The organism is Kitasatospora sp. NPDC098663, from assembly GCF_044760075.1.
Classification (GTDB): Bacteria; Actinomycetota; Actinomycetes; order Streptomycetales; family Streptomycetaceae; genus Kitasatospora.
The window spans coordinates 13,449-30,099 of sequence record NZ_JBIWAP010000039.1; the positions used below are offsets into that span (position 1 = coordinate 13,449).

The window sequence follows — 16,651 nt, forward strand, 5'->3', positions numbered from 1 at the left end:
GCGCGCGGCCGGCCGCGAGAACTCCCGTCGCGAGAGCACCCGTCGCGCGGCCCCGGACCGGCTCCGGAAAAGACAAAGGCCGTCGCGGTGTCAGCACCCACGACGGCCCCCCGATGGCAGGACGACGGCCGGTCAGACCGCCAGGTGGTCGAACTCCCCGTCCTTGGCCCCCAACAGCAGGGCGGCGATCTCGGCCCGGGTGTAGATGAGCGCCGGACCTTCCGGGAAGCGCGAGTTGCGCATCGCCACATCGCCCCCCGGCAGGGCCGCGAACTCGACGCAGTTCCCCTGGGAGTTGCTGTGCAGGCTCTTCTGCCAGACAACCCCCTTGAGGTCGGCGGCCGCCATCCCGTTGTAGGTGTCGTACGAGCCGTGCGTGTCCTGCGAGTCGTGCATAGAAATCTCCCGAAGAGCTCCGGAGTGGTCGTCCAGCGCGGCGCTCCCGGCACCCGCCGAACGAACGGACCGGCCCCGTACCGGCCCGGCACAACGCCTCACTTGACGCGATGATAGCTGCTGTGCACGTGCATCAGCACGGGACAGTGCAGGTGCACGAGGCCTTTCACCGGCAGTTCCGAACTCTTCACGGACCCTTCTCCTGACGGTACGTAAACGGACATAGCCGAGTGAATCGTCAGATTCTCGATAACCGGCCGTGAGCGGCCCCCCGCTGAATGTTGATCTTCAGACGCCCGGAGTCGCGCCTTCGTGACCCTCCGTCAGGCGATGTCCTGGCTGTGAGACATCTCACGCGCCACAGAGGCAACTCGACGCCCCGTCGGACACGTCAGGGCAACGAGCGGTGATCGCTCGAGGGCTGGGTGAGATATGTCCGGATTGCGGGCAAACCGCCCGGACGGTCACGACGGGAGCGCGGCGCACCCGCCATGACCACGCGAAACCCGACCGGCAGCCGAATGCGGGCCTGACGGGCCGATGTCCTACGATCTCCGGCATGAGCACCGCAGCCATCCCGGGCGCGCCACTGCCCGTCCGCACTCCAGGCTCCCGTGCGCGGGGGCGCCACCGTCGCCCCGAGCGCCCCGAGATCCCGGCCGGATCCCCGGCCCTGGTGCTCGCCGTGCCCGCGACCGCCGGGCCCGAGTCCCGCTCGGTCGTCGAGGAGCTGCTGTCGATCGTCCGCAGCGAGCAGAGCGGCATCCAGACCGCCGTCGGCTACCTCCCGGGCGAAGCCGCCCAGGGCGCCGACAGCGACGACCGCACCGTCGCCGAACTGCTGGCCATGGCCGCCGAGGCCGGCCTGCCCGCGCCGGTCCTGGTGCCGCTGGTACCGGGCCCGCACGGATTCCTGACCGAACTTCACGCCCTCGCCGCCGATTACGGAGCCCCCGTCACCGACGTGCTCGGCCCGCACCCGCTGCTCGCCGAGGCCGTGCACGTGCGCCTGTCCGAGGCCGGCCTGGCGCGTGCCGACCGGGCCCGGCTGTTCGCCATCGCGACCGCCGCGGACGGCGTCGTGCTGACCACCGTCGGCGGCGAGGAGGCCGCTGCCGCGGCCGGCATCACCGGTGTCCTGCTGGCGGCCCGGCTGGCCGTCCCGGTCGTACCCGCCGCGCTCGACGTACCGGGCTCGGTCGCCGCGGCCGTCAACCACCTCAAGGAGACCGGCTCCCAGCGCCCGGCGCTGGCCCCGCTGGTGATCGGCCCGGAGGCCGACTCCGAACTGCTCGCCACGGCCGCCGAGGAGACCGGCTGCCCGTCCGCAGCGCCGCTGGGCGCCTACCCGACGGTCGGCCAGCTGATCGCCTCCACCTACCTGGCCGCGCTGCCCGCACCCTCCCCCGAGGCCCTGGCGCAGGCCGAGGCCGAGGCCGAGGCCGAGGCGGCGGAGGCCGCCGGGGGCGCCCACGCCGACCACTCCGGCCGGGGCGGTCACGCCGCTCACGCGGCTCACGCCGCCGCCGAGGAGTCGGTCGGCCAGTAGCGGTCACCGCACGTGCGAAGGGCCCGGGACGCAACCGTCCCGGGCCCTTCCCGCTTGTCCTGTAAGGGAGTTAAAGGGCGAATGAGCGCGATGTCCGTTCTATCCGCATTTGTTCGCCATCGCTCGACGCGCCCCCCGAGGGCCACAGTGCGGACCCGCCACCCTCCCGGCGGGCGGCCCCCCGGGCGGTCCGACCCTCCGTCACCCGCATCCTGAAGCGCAGACAGTTGTGCGCATCCTTCGCCGGGTTGCCGGAAATCGGTCATTTTTGATCATGGCGAGCGAGAGGAACGATCGTTCTCACCAAACCGTGATGCGCGTCACAGGTGTTTGCAGTTTGAACTTAAGTCTGCTTAACGTGCTCCCCGTTCGTGGCCACACGAACCCAGTTCATCCGCGACGCCGAGTCCTGCCGTCGGATGTCCTGGCAGCGCGAAAACGCACCACGGCAGGAGCGGGGGACCCACAGGTAAGTCGCCCCGGACCGTTCCCCGGAACGATCCAGGGCTAGGGGTGAAGCCGCGCCCACAGCGCGGCCGGGCAACTCCAGCCCGAATCCGACAGCTCACCTCGCAGGCGTGGGAGAGGACCGCGTCTTCATGCTGCCCACCAACGGCACCCGTCTGTCCAGCCGTACCCGACGCGTCATCGCCGCCATCGGCGTCGCGGGCGTCGGCCTCACCATCCCCTGCCTCACCTCCGGCACCGCCTCCGCCGCCTCCGTCGCCACCTGGGACAAGGTCGCCCAGTGCGAGAGCACCGGCAACTGGAGCATCAACACCGGCAACGGCTTCTACGGCGGACTGCAGTTCACCTCCAGCACCTGGGCCGCCTTCGGCGGCACCGCCTACGCCCCCCAGGCCAACCAGGCCACCAAGGACCAGCAGATCGCCGTCGCCGAGAAGGTCCTCGCCTCGCAGGGCCCCGGCGCCTGGCCGGTGTGCTCGGTCCAGGCCGGCCTGACCAAGGGCGGCGCCGCTGCCGCCGTCGACACCTCGGCCGGCTCGGCTGCCGGCTCGACCGCCACCAAGCCCGCCGCGAAGCCGGCCGCCCCGGCCACCCCGGCCACCAAGCCCGCGCAGACCCAGGCCCCGGCCCCGAAGCCCGCCAAGCCGGCCGCACCGGCCCAGGACCAGGCGCAGAAGGGCCAGAACCAGGCCCAGAACAGCGCCCAGCCCCAGACCGACGACTACACCGTGGCCTCCGGCGACTGGCTGTCCTCGATCGCCGACAAGCACAACCTCCAGGGCGGCTGGCAGCGGCTGTACGAGCTCAACCGCGGCACCCTGACCGAGGGCCCGGACTCCATCTACCCGGGTCAGCGCCTCTCGTTCAAGGACGGCGGCCAGGCCCAGCAGTCCGGCTCGTCGGCCACGTCCGGCTCGGACTTCACCTGGTTCGACCGCTCGCAGAAGTCCGGCCAGACCTCCGACAGTGGCGCCGCGAACACCAAGCCGGCGGCCCAGCCCCAGGCTCAGCCCCAGGCCACCAAGCCGGCTTCCAAGCCGGCCGCCCAGGCACAGACCCCGGCGCCGGCCCCGGCCGCCACCGGCAGCATGGCCGCCGCGGTCTCCTTCGCCCAGTCGAAGGTCGGCCAGGCGTACGTCTACGGCGGTACCGGCAACGGCGGTTGGGACTGCTCCGGCCTGACCCAGGCCGCGCTGCGCGCCGCGGGCGTCTCCGTCCCGCGCGTCGCCGCCGACCAGGCCGCCGCCAGCACCCGCGTCTCGCTGGACAGCCTCCAGGCGGGCGACCTGCTGTTCTGGTCCAACAACGGCCAGAACTCCGGCGTCTACCACGTCGCGATCTACATCGGCGGCGGCCAGTACGTCGAGGCCGCCAACCCGAGCTCGGGCGTGCGCCTGCAGACCGTCGCCAACTGGGCGCCGGACTTCGCCGGCCGGGTCTGAGCACGACCGCCGGGTGCAGGAGCCGCCCCACGGACCACGAGGGCTGACCCGGCACCCGGACAGCACGCAACGGGCCCCGGAGAGCAGTTGCTCTCCGGGGCCCGTCCGTTGACCGTCCTCAGCGCGCGCAGGCCCCCGTGGACCCGCGCATGACCAGCTCCGGCTGGAACATGAACTCCCCGCGCTGGGCCGCGTTTGCGCCGACCTCCTCCAGCAGCGCGTCCACCGCCGCGGTCGCCATCGCCTCGACCGGCTGGCGGATCGTGGTCAGCGGCGGCTCGGTGAAGGCGATCAGCGGCGAGTCGTCGAAGCCGACCACCGAGACGTCGTGCGGCACCGACAGCCCACGCTGCCGCACCGCCCGGATCGCCCCGAGCGCCATCATGTCGCTGCCGCAGACGATCGCCGTGCAGCCCTTGTCCAGCAGCGCGCCGGCCGCCGCGTGCCCGCCCTCCACGCTGAACAGCGTGTGGTGGACGAGTTCCTCGGCCTCCTCCTGGCTCCGCCCGAGCACCTCGCGCATCGCCGCCGTGAAGCCCTCGATCTTGCGCAGCACCGGCACGTACCGCCGCTGCCCGACGGCCAGCCCGATCCGCTCGTGCCCGAGTTCGGCCAGGTGCTGGACGGCCATCCACATCGCGGCCCGGTCGTCCGGCGAGATGAACGGCGCGTCGATCCGCTCGCTGTAGCCGTTGATCAGCACGAACGGCACCCCTCGGCCGGTCAGCCGGGCGTAGCGGTCGTGGTCTGCGGTGGAGTCGGCGTGCAGCCCGGAGACGAAGACGATGCCCGCCACGCCCCGGTCGACCAGCATCTCGACCAGTTCGTCCTCGGTGGACCCGCCCGGCGTCTGGGTGCACAGGACCGGGGTGTACCCGTGCCGGCTGAGCACCTGCTCGATCACCTGGGCCAGTGCGGGGAAGATCGGGTTGCTCAGCTCCGGCGTGATCAGCCCGATCAGGCCGGCGCTGCGCTGACGCAGTCGGGTCGGCCGCTCGTAGCCGAGCACGTCGAGCGCCGCCAGCACGGTCTGCCGGGTGGCGGCGGAGACGTTCGCCTTGCCGTTGAGTACGCGGGAGACGGTGGCTTCGCTGACCCCCGCCTGCGCCGCGATGTCTGAGAGTCGCGCCGTAGTCACGGTCCCAGAGCCTATTGCAACCACGTCAGACCGCCCACCAGCCGGTGCTGTCCGGCGCGAGCACGGTCTCGCCGCCGTCGACCACCAGCTCCACCGAGGAGAGCAGCAGCTTTCCGGGCGCCGCTATCCGGACCGGCTCGTCCGTGGTGTTGACGGTGCAGACGAAGGAGCCGCGGCGGAACGCCAGGGTCCCCTCGGGGCCGTCCAGCCACTCCACGGCCGTCCCGGCGCCGAGGTCGTCCTGGGAGCGGCGCACGGCGAGCGCGCTGCGGTACAGCTCCAGGGTGGACGCCGGGTCGCCGGTCTGCGCCTCGACGCTCAGCGCGGCCCACTCGGCCGGCTGCGGCAGCCAGGACGGCCCGCCGGCGACCGGGCCGAAGCCGTACGGGGCCTCGGTGCCGGACCACGGGATCGGGACGCGGCAGCCGTCGCGGTAGCCGTCCTGCCCGGCCTTGCGGAAGAACGACGGGTCCTGGCGGACCTCGTCCGGCAGGTCGGTGACGTCCGGCAGGCCGAGCTCCTCGCCCTGGTAGATGTACGCGGAGCCGGGCAGCGCGAGCATCAGCAGGGTGGCGGCGCGGGCGCGGCGCAGGCCGAGCTCGCGGTCGCCGGGGGTGCGGATCTGGGTGCCGAGGCCGGGCGGGTTGGCGAAGCGGGTGGCGTGCCGGGTGACGTCGTGGTTGGACAGCACCCAGGTGGTGGGGGCGTCGACCGGGCGCATCGAGTCGAGCGAGACGTCGATCACCTCGCGCAGCTCGGCGGCGTCCCAACCGGTGCCCAGGTACTGGAAGTTGAAGGCCTGGTGCAGCTCGTCGGGGCGCACGTAGTTGGCGGTGCGCTGGACGGTCGGGGTCCAGGCCTCGGCGACGCCGATCCGCTGGCCCGGGTACTCGTCGAGGATCTTGCGCCAGCTGCGGTAGATCTCGTGCACGCCGTCCTGGTCGAAGAAGGGCATGACGTCGTTGCCGAGCAGCTTGAGCTGGTCCGAGCCGCCGAGGTCGGGCAGGCCGGGGGCCTTCACCAGGCCGTGGGCGACGTCGATGCGGAAGCCGTCGACGCCCATGTCGAGCCAGAACCGCAGGATCGAGCGGAACTCGTCGGCGACGGCCTGGTTCTCCCAGTTGAAGTCGGGCTGCTCGGGGGCGAACAGGTGCAGGTACCAGTCGCCGGGGGTGCCGTCCGGGTTCTCGCTGCGGGTCCAGGCCGGGCCGCCGAAGATGGACTCCCAGTCGTTGGGCGGCAGTTCGCCGTTCTCGCCCTTGCCGGGGCGGAAGTGGTACCGCTCGCGCAGCGGGGACTCGGGGCCCTCGCGCAGGGCGCGCTGGAACCACTCGTGCTGGTCCGAGGAGTGGTTGGGGACGAGGTCGACGATGATCCGCAGCCCCAGCTGGTGGGCGTCCCGGATGAGCGCGTCGGCGTCCAGCAGGCTGCCGAACATCGGGTCCACGGCACGGTAGTCGGCGACGTCGTAGCCCGCGTCCGCCTGCGGCGAGGCGTAGAACGGCGACAGCCAGACCGCGTCCACGCCGAGGTCGCGCAGGTACGGCAGGCGGCTGCGGATGCCGGGCAGGTCGCCCATGCCGTCGCCGTTGGAGTCGGCGAAGCTGCGCGGGTACACCTGGTAGATGACCGCGTCCCGCCACCAGCCTCTGGACGCGCCGCCAGTCGCAGGAGCCGGGGTGACCGCCTCGTGGGCGGCGGCGTCGGCGGCAGGCCGGGAGGTGTCGGCCAGGTTCTGGGTCATGGACGGTATCCCTTGGGGACTAGAGGAGCGAGGAGCGTTACGACTTGGAGGCACCGGCGGTCAGACCGGTGACCAGGTGACGCTGCACCAGGTAGAAGAAGGCTGCCGACGGGATCGCGATCAGCACGGCGGTCGCGGCCATCAGGTTCCACTGGGCGTCGTGCTCGCTGACGAAGGTCTGCAGGCCCACGGCCAGCGTGTACTTGTCGGAGCTGAGCATGAAGGTGGAGGCGAACGGCACCTCGGCCCAGTACGTGAGGAAGGAGTAGAAGGCGGCCACCGCCAGGCCCGGGCGGGCGAGCGGCAGCACCAGCCGCCAGAAGGTGCCGAACGGGCTGAGCCCGTCGACCCGGCCGGCCTCGTCGATCTCCACCGGGATGGTGTCGAAGTAGCCCTTCAGCAGCCAGGCGCAGTACGGCACGGTGGTGGTCGAGTAGACCAGGATCAGGCCCAGGTAGCTGTCCAGCAGGCCGAGGTCGGAGAGCATCGTGTACATCGGCACGATCAGCACCGCGATCGGGAACATCTGGGTGACCAGCAGCGACCACATCAGCGGCCGGTGGCCGGGGAAGCGCATCCGGGAGACGGCGTAGCCGGTGGTGGCGGCGACCAGGACGCCGAACACGGTGGTGACGCCGGAGACCAGCAGGGCGTTGCCGAACCAGGTGAAGAAGTCCGTGTCGAACAGCACGTGGTGGTAGTTCGACAGCGTGAGCTTGTCGAGGATCGCGCCGGGGTGGAGGTAGTCGGTCTTGTCCGGGCCGAGCGAGACGAAGAGGATCCACGCCACCGGGAACAGCGCGATCAGGCCGGCCACGATCAGGGTGCCGTGGGACAGCGCCCTGGCCAGCGGGCTGCTCTCACCGCGCCGGCGGACCTTGGCCGGCCGGGCGGCCGGGGCCACGGTCGTCGCGGGGGTGGGGAGTTCGGTGGTGGTGCTCATCGGGGGTACCTGCCTTCGTGGGTCAACTGGGTCCGGGGCCTCAGCCGTTGGCCTGCTCGTTGCGGGCGAGCCAGCGCCGGTAGAAGGCGGTGAAGACGATCAGGATGGACAGCAGGATCACGCCGTAGGCGGCGGACTGCGCGTAGTCCCGGGGGATCTGGCCGAAGCCGAGGCGGTAGGCCCAGGTGACCAGCAGCTGGGCGTCGGGCGCACCGGTGCCGAAGAGCAGGAAGATGACGTTGAACTGGTTGAACGTCCAGATCACGCCGAGCAGGACGACGGTGGAGGAGACGGCCCGCAGCCCGGGCAGGGTGACGTACCGGAAGCGCTGCCACGGCGTGGCGCCGTCCATCTCGGCGGCCTCGTACAGCTCGGCCGGGATCGACTGCAGGCCGCCGAGCAGCGAGATCATCATGAACGGCACGCCGGCCCAGGTGTTGACCAGGATCGCGGCGGACTTCTGCGCCCACGGGTCGGTGAGCCAGCCGGGCTCGGGCAGGTGGAGGAAGCCGAGCATGCTGTTGACGACACCGCCGTCGGACAGCATCAGTCGCCAGGAGAAGACGGTGACGAAGGTCGGCACGGCCCAGGGCAGGATGAGCAGCATCCGGTAGGCGGCGCGGCCGCGCAGCTTCTTGTTGAGCAGCAGGGCGAGGCCCAGGCCGAGGCTGTAGTGCAGGCAGACGCAGATGGCCGTCCAGGCGATGGTCCAGACGAAGTGGGACCAGAAGCGGTCGTACGAGCCGGGGCCCCACAGGATGTCGGCGTAGTTGTGGAAGCCGACGAAGTTGTAGCTGGCCGGGATCTCGTTGACGCCGATCTTGCGGGCGACGTTGAGGCTGTTGGCGTCGGTCAGGGTGAGCCAGAGGCCCTGGACCAGCGGGTAGAGCACCAGCGCACCGAGGACCAGCACCACGGGGGCGATCATCGCGTAGGCGTACCAGTGCTTGGCGTAGGAGCGCTTGACGCGTTCCAGCAGGCCCGGACGCTGCTCGCGCTCCGGGCTGCCCTTGCCGGTGGCGCCCTGCACGGCGACTGACATCGATTGACACCTTCTCGGGGGGAAGTCTCGGGGAGAGCGGGTCCGGCCGCCGGGCCCGCCGGGTGGCCGCCGCCGCCAGGTCCCGGACAGGGCCTGGAGCGGCGGCGGCTCGGACGGCCGACGGCGACTACTTGGCGAAGCCCGGCAGCAGCTTGGCGTAGTCGGTGGCGACGGTGTTCAGCGCGTCCTGGGTGCCGGTGCCCTGGACGGCCTTGCCCAGGTTGGTGCCGAGCGAGGAGAACAGCGAGCTGTACTCGGGCAGTTCGGGGCGCGGCTTGGCGCTGCCGAGGACGGCCTGGAAGCCGGCGATGCCGGGGTCGGCCTTGACGTCGGCGGTGAAGGCGTCGGAGCGGGTCGGCAGGGTGGAGTTCTTCTGCGCGATGAAGGCCTGGCTCTCCGCCGAGGTCATGAAGGCGGCGAACTTCTCGGCGGCGGCCTTGTGGGCCTGGTCGGCACCGGCGTAGACGGAGATGTTGTGCCCGCCGGTGGGCGCACCGGACTTGCCGCTGGAGCCCGCCGGGACGGGCGCGATGCCGAGGTTGTTCTTGTCGGCGAACGCGGCGCCCTTGTAGATGTTGGTGATCTCCCACGGGCCCTGGACGATGGCCGCGACCTTGCCGTTGTTGAAGGCGTCCATCATGTGCGCGTAGGCGTCGGTGGTGACGTCGGCCTTGGCCATGCCGGGCGCGGTGAACATCGTCTTGTAGGTCTCGATGGCCTTGACGGCCTCCGGCGAGGTGACGGTGATCTTCTTGCCGGCGGCGTCGACGGTGTCGGTGCCCTCGCCGAACAGGAACGGCATCGCGTAGTAGCCGTCCGCGGCCTTCAGCCAGAAGCCGTCGACACCGGCCTTGTCCTTGAGCGCGGCGGCGTCGGTCTTCAGCTCGTCCCAGGTCTTGGGGGCGTCGGTGATGCCGGCCTTGGCGAACAGCTCCTTGTTGTAGAGCAGGCCCAGGGTGTCGGTGACCAGCGGCACGCCGTACAGCTTGCCGTCGAACTTGGCCTGCTGGATCAGGCTGGGCTGGAAGGCGGAGGTGTCGGCGACGGCCGGGGTGCCGTCGAGCGGCTCCAGGTAGCCGGCCTTGGCGAAGGCGGCGGTCCAGCCGACCTCGGAGCGGAACACGTCCGGAGCGCCCTTGGCCCCCATGGCGGTCTGGAGCTTGTTCTGCGCCTGGTCGAACGGGACGTTGACGAAGTCGACCTTGACGTTCGGGTTGGCGGCCTCGAACTTCTTGACCAGCTCCTGGTAGCTCGGCGCCTCGTTGGTGGCGTTCGAGGTGTCCCAGTAGGTGAGGGTGACCGGCCCGTCGGCCTTGCCGTTTGAGCTGGAGCCGCTGCTGCCACAGGCAGCCATCGAGACCGCGAGGGCCACAACGAGGGCAGAGGCCGCGATGCCACGCCGCATGAGAACTCCTTGGGAGGGTGGGGGTGCCCGAGATCTTCGGAGACAGGCGCATAATGGCTGCCTCGTGCCGACTGCACCGTTGCTGCCGTCGGGCTCGGAAGGAAGTTAACAGCGGTGCAATAGCGACGGAAAGTCCTTGCAGCAAGTTTCTGCAAGAAACGGCGATCGTTACGCCCACGTGTCCTGGACGTAGCCGCACGGTAGTGGACAGTCCGACCAAATGTCCGGGTTCGCCCGCTTCAGGCCGGTACCGGATGGCCGAGAGCACCACCATCCCTGGCCGGAAACCGCTTGCAGCAGACTGAACGCATGCGTATCAGAGCCGCCATGAGGGACGAACTGCCGCTGCTGTGCGAACTGGAGCGGGCCGCCGGGGCCCCCTTCGCCGCGATCGGCATGCCGGAGATCGCCGACGACGAACCACCGGCCCCGGACGAGCTGGCCCACTACCTGGACGCGGGCGTCGCCCTGGTCGCCGTCCCCGACGCGACCGACCTGCCCCGGCAACCCGGTCCCGGTCCCGGTCCCGGTCCCGGTCCGATCGCCGGATACCTGCTCGCCGAGCCGGTGGACGGCGCCCTGCACATCGAACAGGTGTCGGTCCACCCCGACCACGCCCGCCGGGGCATCGGCCGGGCCCTGATCGAACACCTCGCGGCCGGCACCGACGCCCCCGCGCTCACCCTCACCACCTTCGCCGACGTCCCCTGGAACGCCCCCTACTACGCCCGCTGCGGCTTCCGCCCGCTCGCCGACCACGAGCTCACCCCGGGCCTGCGGGAGATCCGCCGCAAGGAGGCCGAGCACGGTCTCGACCGCTGGCCCCGGCTCTGCATGCGCCGGGACCTCGTACCGGACCTCACTCCGGACCTGCGGCAGGGCCTCACCCCGGACGCGCCCGGAGCGCTCAGCTGACGCCCAACCGCAGCACGGTGGTCGAGCGGAACTCCTCCCCCGGCCGCAGCACGGTGCTCGGGAACGCCGGGTGGTTCGGGGAGTCCGGGAAGTGCTGGGTCTCCAGCGCGATCCCGGCGAACGGCCCGTACGGAACGCCGCTCGCGCCGGTGACCGCCCCCTGGAACTTGTTGGCCGTGTAGACCTGGACGCCCGGCTCGGTGGTCAGCACCTCCAGGGTGCGACCGCTGACCGGGTCCTCCAGCAGCGCCGCCCGGGCCGGGCTGCCGTCGGCCGGCCGGTCCCGGAGCACCCAGTTGTGGTCGTAGCCGCCGGGCCCGGCCAGCTGCGGGTGGTCGTCGTGCACCGACTTGCCGATCGGCGTGGCCACCGTGAAGTCGAACGGCGTGCCGGCCACCGGTTCGGTCCGCCCGTACGGGATCTGCCGCTCGTCGGCCGGCGTGTAGGCGTCGGCGTCGAGGGTGAGCAGGTGGCCGAGGACGTCGCCGTTCCCTTCACCCGCAAGGTTGAAGTACGCGTGGTTGGTCAGGTTGACCACGGTCGGCTTGCCGGTGACGGCGCGGTAGGCGATCACCAGCTCGCCGGCCTGGTCGAGGGTGTAGGAGACGGTGACGTCCAGCGCGCCGGGGAAGCCCTGGTCGCCGTCCGGGCTGTGCAGCCGCAGCCGCACCCCGCCCTCGATCCGCTCGGCCTCCCAGATCCGCTGCGCGAAGCCGTCCGGCCCGCCGTGGATGGTGATGCCGCCGCCGGTCGGGGCGAGCGGGTGCTCCTCGCCGTCGATGGTGATCCTGGAGCCGTCGATCCGGTTGGCGTACCGGCCGACCACGGTGCCGTAGTGCCGGGCCGGGCCGAGGATCTGCGTCAGCTGGTCGGTGGAGAGCAGCAGTTGGGCGGGGCGCCCGGCGCGGTCCGGGCCGGTGAGGGTGTGCAGGGTGGCGCCGAGGGTGAGCACGCTCGCCTCGTACGGGCCGGCGGAGAGCGTCCAGCGCTCGATCGCGGCGCCCGCGCCCGAGGGGTCGAGGGGTTCGTGCCGCACGCTGGTGGCCTCGCTCGCCATGGCCTGCTCCTCACTGGCGGTCGCGGGGTGCCGTGACCGCCCCGGTTCCGGGTCCGTCCAGGGGGTCGCCGCGGCGACCCCACGTCTGCGTCAGCCTAGCGACGGCGACCGCGCCGGGAGCACTCCCGCGCCTCCGCGCGCCGCCCGGGCGCCCGCCGCCCACGCGCCCGGGCCGCCCGCGGCTACTCCTCCTCGGGCTCCGCCCCCGGCCGGGTGGCCCCGCGCGGCTGCGTCGGCAGCCCGAGGGCGGAGGCCAGGCCGTCCGGCCCGCTGCCCGCCTTGCGGTAGACCGCGGCCAGTCGACGGTTGACCAGGCTGAGGTGCACGCCGAGCTCGTCGGCGATGCGCTGCGGCGGCACGCCCTGCACCGCGAGGTTGGCGACCTCCCACTCGGGCTGGCTGAGCGTCTCCCGGAAGTCGCGCAGCCCCAGCCGGTTGGGCCGCAGGCCGTAGTTGGCCAGCTCCCGCCGCGCCTGGTCGACCAGCCCCTCGGCCGAGCAGTGCTGGGCCAGTTCGATGCCCTGGTACAGGTACTCCTGCGCGTCCTCCAGCCGTCCGACCCGGCGCAGCGCGGCGCCGAGGTCGACCAGCGCGACGGCGTGCTCGTACCCGGCCGGCGACTGGCCGAGGTACATCACGGCCTGCTCCAGCAGTTCGACCGCCTGCTGGCCGTCCTCGATCTGGGCGTTCAACCGCAGCGCGGTGCCGATCGCCGAGGCGGTGCCGAAGGTGCGGGCGTCATGGACGGCCTTATGGGCGTACTCGCGGGCCCGGTCGGGCTCGTCGGCCGCGATCGCGATGGCGAGGTGGCCGGCCCAGGGCGCCCAGACGGTGTTGTGCCAGCCGCGGGCCTCCAGTTGGGCGCCGGCCTCGGTGAGTGCGGCGGCCGCCCCGGCGTAGCGCTTCTTGGCGATCAGCAGCTTGCCGTACAGCGAGGGCGCGTCGGGCAGCACCATCGCGGTCGCGTGGTACGGCGGGTGGAAGCCGAACTTGACGGCGAGTTCCCAGGCCTCCTCGGTCCGGCCGCGGGCGAGCAGGGTGTCCACCAGGACGCCGACGGCGTCCCAGGCGAGCGGCAGCTTGGGGCCGATCCGCTCGGACAGTCGCAGCGCGCGGCGCAGGAAGTCCTCGGCCTCGGCGAGCAGGCCGCGGCGGAAGCGGGCGAGGCCCATCAGGAAGTACGCGAAGCCCCGGTGGGCACCGCTCCACCCGGCCACCTCGAACTGGATGATGGCGTCCGCGAACAGCCGCTCGGCCTGGGCGATGCGGTCGTTGTAGGTGTAGGTGAGGCCGAGCATGGAGGGCAGTTCGAAGCCCCAGGTGCTGTTGGTCCAGCCGAGTCCCTTGGGCAGTCGGCCGGCGTCCAGGACGGCGTCGGCGTAGGTCAGCGCCTCGGTGGAGGGGGCGCCGCGCAGGGTGAGGTCCCAGGCGCGCATCGCGAGGACGGCCCGGTCGGCGGCGTCGCGGGTGCTGAGGCCGTCGCACATGAGGCCGAGCCGGGTGGATCGGCCGGGCCCGTCGTCCTCGGACTTGCGGAAGGCGTGCCACATGAACGAGGCGGCCTGGAGCCGGAGTCGGCCGGCCGGGTCGGCGGTCTGCTCGGCCTCGTCCTGGCAGACAACCGCGGCCTGGCGCAGTTCGCCGCTGTGTGCGAGCACCTCGGAGAGCCGGAAGGTGGCGTCGACCCGCAGTTCGGGGCGCAGCGGCCCCTCCTCGGGGTCGAGGGCGAGCTTGAGCTGGTTGACGGTGGCGACGGGGTCGGTGAGCAGCGCGGAGCAGCCCAGCTCGTACAGCACTTCGGCGCGGATGTCGTCGGCCGGTGGTTCGTTGAGGGCTCGGTGCAGACAGCGCTGGGCGGCTTCGGGGGCGCCGATGAGCAGGTGTTCGACGGCGGCCCGGCGCAGTTTGCGGACGGTCTTGTCGTCGCCCTCGCCGGAGAAGGTCTCGACGAGGTGGCGGGAGGCGGCGAGCAGGCCGAGTCCGGCGTTCTCGATCTCGGCGGCGGCGACGCCGTGCATGCCGGTGCGGGTGGCCTCCGGCATGGTGTTGTAGATCGAGCTGCCGATCAGCGGGTGGACGAACTCCAGGTTGCCGTTGGGGGTCTGGGTGAGCACGCGCTGCTTGCGCAGCTGCTTGATGGCGTCGCGGGCGCCCTCGGTGGTCTGGGCGCAGATCCGGGTGGCGAGGTCGACCCGGATGTCGGTGCCGAGCATCGCGCAGGCCCAGGCGAAGCGCAGGGTGCCGGAGCCGAGCCGGTCGATCCAGCTCTTGAGGGTCATTCCGGTGGCGTCGACGGCGAGTTCGCGCAGTTGCTGGGAGTTCTCCTCGACCGGTTCGAGGTCCTGGTCGCGGACCTGGTCGAGCAGGGCGACGGCTTCGAAGGGGTTCCCGTTGACGACGTTCCAGAACTCGTAGCAGAAGGCGTCCTCGGCCTTGTCGCCGAGTTCGGCGCGGATCATGTCGGTGACGGAGACCAGCGAGAGCCGGTTGAGCTCGTGCTTGCTGGTGGCGAGGCCGAGGACGGCCTTGCGGTGCTGCTGGATCTCGGTCGGCCAGTCGCTCTCGTCCTCGCGGAAGGCGAAGACGAGCAGGACGGGCAGTTCGCGGGAGCGGACGGCGAACTGGGTGAGCCAGGAGAGCGACTCGTGGTCGCCCCAGTGCAGGTCGTCGACGATCATGACCAGCGGGGCCCGGCGCGGCGCGAGTTGGGTGAGGACGTAGTCGAGGCCGTCGCGCACGCCCTGGGGGTCGAGGCGGCGGGCACCGGCCTTGGGCCGCTTGAGGCCCATGGCCGGTCCGACGACCTCCTCCCAGGTGCCCATGACCTGGCGGAACTCGTCGGGTTCCAGGCTGGTGAGGAGGGGTTGGAGGAGCTGGCGCAGCACGTGGTAGGGCTCGTTGAACTGGCGTTCGCCGCCGCGGGCGAACAACACCGTGGCGCGGTCGCGGAGTTTGGCGACCCGTCGGACCTCGTGCAGCAGGCTGGTCTTGCCGATGCCGGGGCGGCCGGAGAAGGCGAGCAGTTCGCCGATCTCGGTGCCGCCGGCCGCGAATTCGCAGCAGAGTTTGTCGACGGCCGTTTCGACGGAGCGCAGTTCGGCGTCGCGGTCGCGCAGCCTGACCCTCGGCGAGGTGCTGTCGCCGTCCCGGCCGGAACTTGATCCCGTCCGAAGTTCGTTGTCCTGCTCGGTCACCGTCGTGCCTCCGCCTCGCCACTCGCGTCACAGCCCGTGTCGCTGCTCGCATCACTGCCCGTGGAGCCGAGGTTAGCGCTGCGTGGCACTCACTGTGGGGCATTCGCGCAGGCTGGGGCGGACGGTGAGGGTTCGGACGCCTTGCCAAGGGCAATTGCCCTATACCCCTAACGTCCGATCATTACATCAGATACCCTACGGCCCGCGAGGCGAAGATGATCTTTCGCTACCACCCTCTCCCCGGGAGCCTCGCCGCGTCAACTCCCCCCACACCGAGCGTTCGAACCACTAGTGCCCCCACCCTTCGCCGCACCGGGAGTCCGATGTCTGACGACACCTCACTTCAGATTCCGTTCCCGCACCGCCGCAGCCCGCACGGTCCGCAGGCCACCGCGCTGCACCGTGACTGGCTGGTCCGCCACCCGCTGCTCCCCGACGTCGACCACCCCGGGTACGCCCACTGGGAGGTGGTCGACCTCGCCGCCCTCGGCTACCCCGACACCGGCCCGGACGAACTCTCCCTCGCCGCCGACCTGATGGGCTTCTACTTCCTCTTCGACGACCAGTTCGACGGCCCGCTCGGCCGCCGCCCGACAGAGGTCGCGCCCATCTGCGAGCGGCTGATCGCCGTCCTGCACGGCGCCCGCCCCGACCAGGACTCGCCGGTCGAGACCGCCTTCGCCGACCTCTGGGACCGCAGCGTGCGCGGCATGCCCGCCCGCTGGCAGGCCCGCGCCGCGTACAACTGGGAGTGGTACCTGGCCAGTCATCCCGCCGAGGCCGCCGGCCGCATCTCCACCCGGCCACCCGACCGCGACGGCTACCTGGTGCTCAGACGAGGCACCGCGGCGATGGAGACCATCTTCGACATGGTCGAACGCCTCGGCCAGTTCGAGGTCCCCGCCGCCGTCCTGCACCACCCGGTGCTGCGTCAACTGCGCCAGCTGGCCGCCGACATCCCCTCGCTCAGCAACGACGTCCGGTCGTTCCCGCTGGAGGCCCCGCGCGGCGACGTCAACAACCTGGTGATGATCGTCCAGCGCGAGCGCCGCTGCTCGGCCGAGGAGGCCTGCGCGGTGGTGCTGGAGGAGGCACAGCTGATGGTCGAGCGGTGCCGGGACCTGCACGGCCGACTGCCGGACGTGTACCGGGAGTTGGGGCTCTCCCGGGTCGAACGGACGATCGCCCAGCGGTACGCGGACGGGTTGGTCACCTGGCTCGCCGGCTACCTGTACTGGGAGTCCCGCACCGGCCGCTACCACGCGGTCTGACTCCGTCCCGACCGGAGCGCGGAGACACGGCGCGCGCCCCGGCGCGACGGCCGGAACGCGCACCGTCCGTACGAGCCGCGCGCACGG

The 16,651-nt window shown here is 71.7% G+C and carries 12 protein-coding genes and 1 riboswitch; of the genes, 4 read left to right on the top strand and 8 right to left on the bottom strand.

Going from position 1 to position 16,651, the window contains the following annotated elements:
• Positions 1-132: 132 nt before the first annotated feature.
• Positions 133-396 carry a DUF397 domain-containing protein gene (locus ACIQVZ_RS32260; RefSeq protein WP_280679710.1) on the bottom strand — a complete coding sequence of 88 codons (264 nt, stop codon included), beginning with the start codon at positions 394-396 and terminating at the stop codon, positions 133-135.
• A gap of 559 nt (positions 397-955) precedes the next feature.
• Here ACIQVZ_RS32260 and ACIQVZ_RS32265 point away from each other — a divergent pair.
• Together ACIQVZ_RS32265 and ACIQVZ_RS32270 are read left to right on the top strand one after the other, a co-directional pair.
• Positions 956-1,945: a hypothetical protein gene (locus ACIQVZ_RS32265; protein WP_402454876.1), complete on the top strand. Its 990-nt coding sequence runs from the start codon at positions 956-958 to the stop codon at positions 1,943-1,945.
• Positions 1,946-2,376: 431 nt separating this feature from the next.
• A riboswitch (cyclic di-AMP (ydaO/yuaA leader) is annotated at positions 2,377-2,537 on the top strand.
• Positions 2,524-3,855 (top strand): transglycosylase family protein, encoded by a 1,332-nt coding sequence (locus tag ACIQVZ_RS32270; RefSeq protein ID WP_402454878.1) that lies wholly within the window; start codon positions 2,524-2,526, stop codon positions 3,853-3,855. It overlaps the preceding riboswitch by 14 nt.
• Before the next feature lie 118 nt (positions 3,856-3,973).
• Here the strand turns inward: ACIQVZ_RS32270 and ACIQVZ_RS32275 are convergent, their stop codons facing one another.
• From ACIQVZ_RS32275 to ACIQVZ_RS32295, 5 genes are all read right to left on the bottom strand, one after another.
• Entirely contained in the window at positions 3,974-4,993 is a 1,020-nt protein-coding gene (locus ACIQVZ_RS32275) for a LacI family DNA-binding transcriptional regulator (RefSeq protein WP_350875620.1), read from the bottom strand.
• Positions 4,994-5,018: 25 nt separating this feature from the next.
• Positions 5,019-6,737, bottom strand: coding sequence for a glycoside hydrolase family 13 protein (locus ACIQVZ_RS32280; RefSeq protein WP_402454880.1), 1,719 nt, complete (start codon positions 6,735-6,737; stop codon positions 5,019-5,021).
• Positions 6,738-6,774: 37 nt separating this feature from the next.
• Positions 6,775-7,680, bottom strand: coding sequence for a sugar ABC transporter permease (locus ACIQVZ_RS32285; RefSeq protein WP_402454882.1), 906 nt, complete (start codon positions 7,678-7,680; stop codon positions 6,775-6,777).
• Between the two features lie 40 nt (positions 7,681-7,720).
• Positions 7,721-8,722, bottom strand: a complete 1,002-nt coding sequence (locus ACIQVZ_RS32290) for a sugar ABC transporter permease (protein ID WP_350875614.1) — start codon at positions 8,720-8,722, stop codon at positions 7,721-7,723.
• A gap of 127 nt (positions 8,723-8,849) precedes the next feature.
• Positions 8,850-10,127 (bottom strand): extracellular solute-binding protein, encoded by a 1,278-nt coding sequence (locus ACIQVZ_RS32295; protein WP_402454883.1) that lies wholly within the window; start codon positions 10,125-10,127, stop codon positions 8,850-8,852.
• A gap of 309 nt (positions 10,128-10,436) precedes the next feature.
• On the opposite strand from ACIQVZ_RS32295, the gene ACIQVZ_RS32300 reads away from it, so the two are divergent.
• On the top strand, positions 10,437-11,042 hold the full coding sequence (locus tag ACIQVZ_RS32300) for a GNAT family N-acetyltransferase (RefSeq protein WP_402454885.1): 606 nt from the start codon (positions 10,437-10,439) through the stop codon (positions 11,040-11,042).
• On the opposite strand, the gene ACIQVZ_RS32305 is transcribed toward ACIQVZ_RS32300, so the two are convergent.
• A complete protein-coding gene (locus ACIQVZ_RS32305) occupies positions 11,035-12,099 on the bottom strand; it encodes an aldose epimerase family protein (protein WP_350875609.1) in 1,065 nt (354 codons plus the stop codon). The two genes, ACIQVZ_RS32300 and ACIQVZ_RS32305, sit on opposite strands and share 8 nt — an antisense overlap.
• Before the next feature lie 182 nt (positions 12,100-12,281).
• Positions 12,282-15,293 carry an ATP-binding protein gene (locus ACIQVZ_RS32310; protein WP_402454887.1) on the bottom strand — a complete coding sequence of 1,004 codons (3,012 nt, stop codon included), beginning with the start codon at positions 15,291-15,293 and terminating at the stop codon, positions 12,282-12,284.
• 323 nt (positions 15,294-15,616) lie between these two features.
• On the opposite strand from ACIQVZ_RS32310, the gene ACIQVZ_RS32315 reads away from it, so the two are divergent.
• Positions 15,617-16,564, top strand: coding sequence for a terpene cyclase (locus ACIQVZ_RS32315; RefSeq protein ID WP_350875605.1), 948 nt, complete (start codon positions 15,617-15,619; stop codon positions 16,562-16,564).
• The last annotated feature ends 87 nt before the right edge of the window (positions 16,565-16,651 follow it).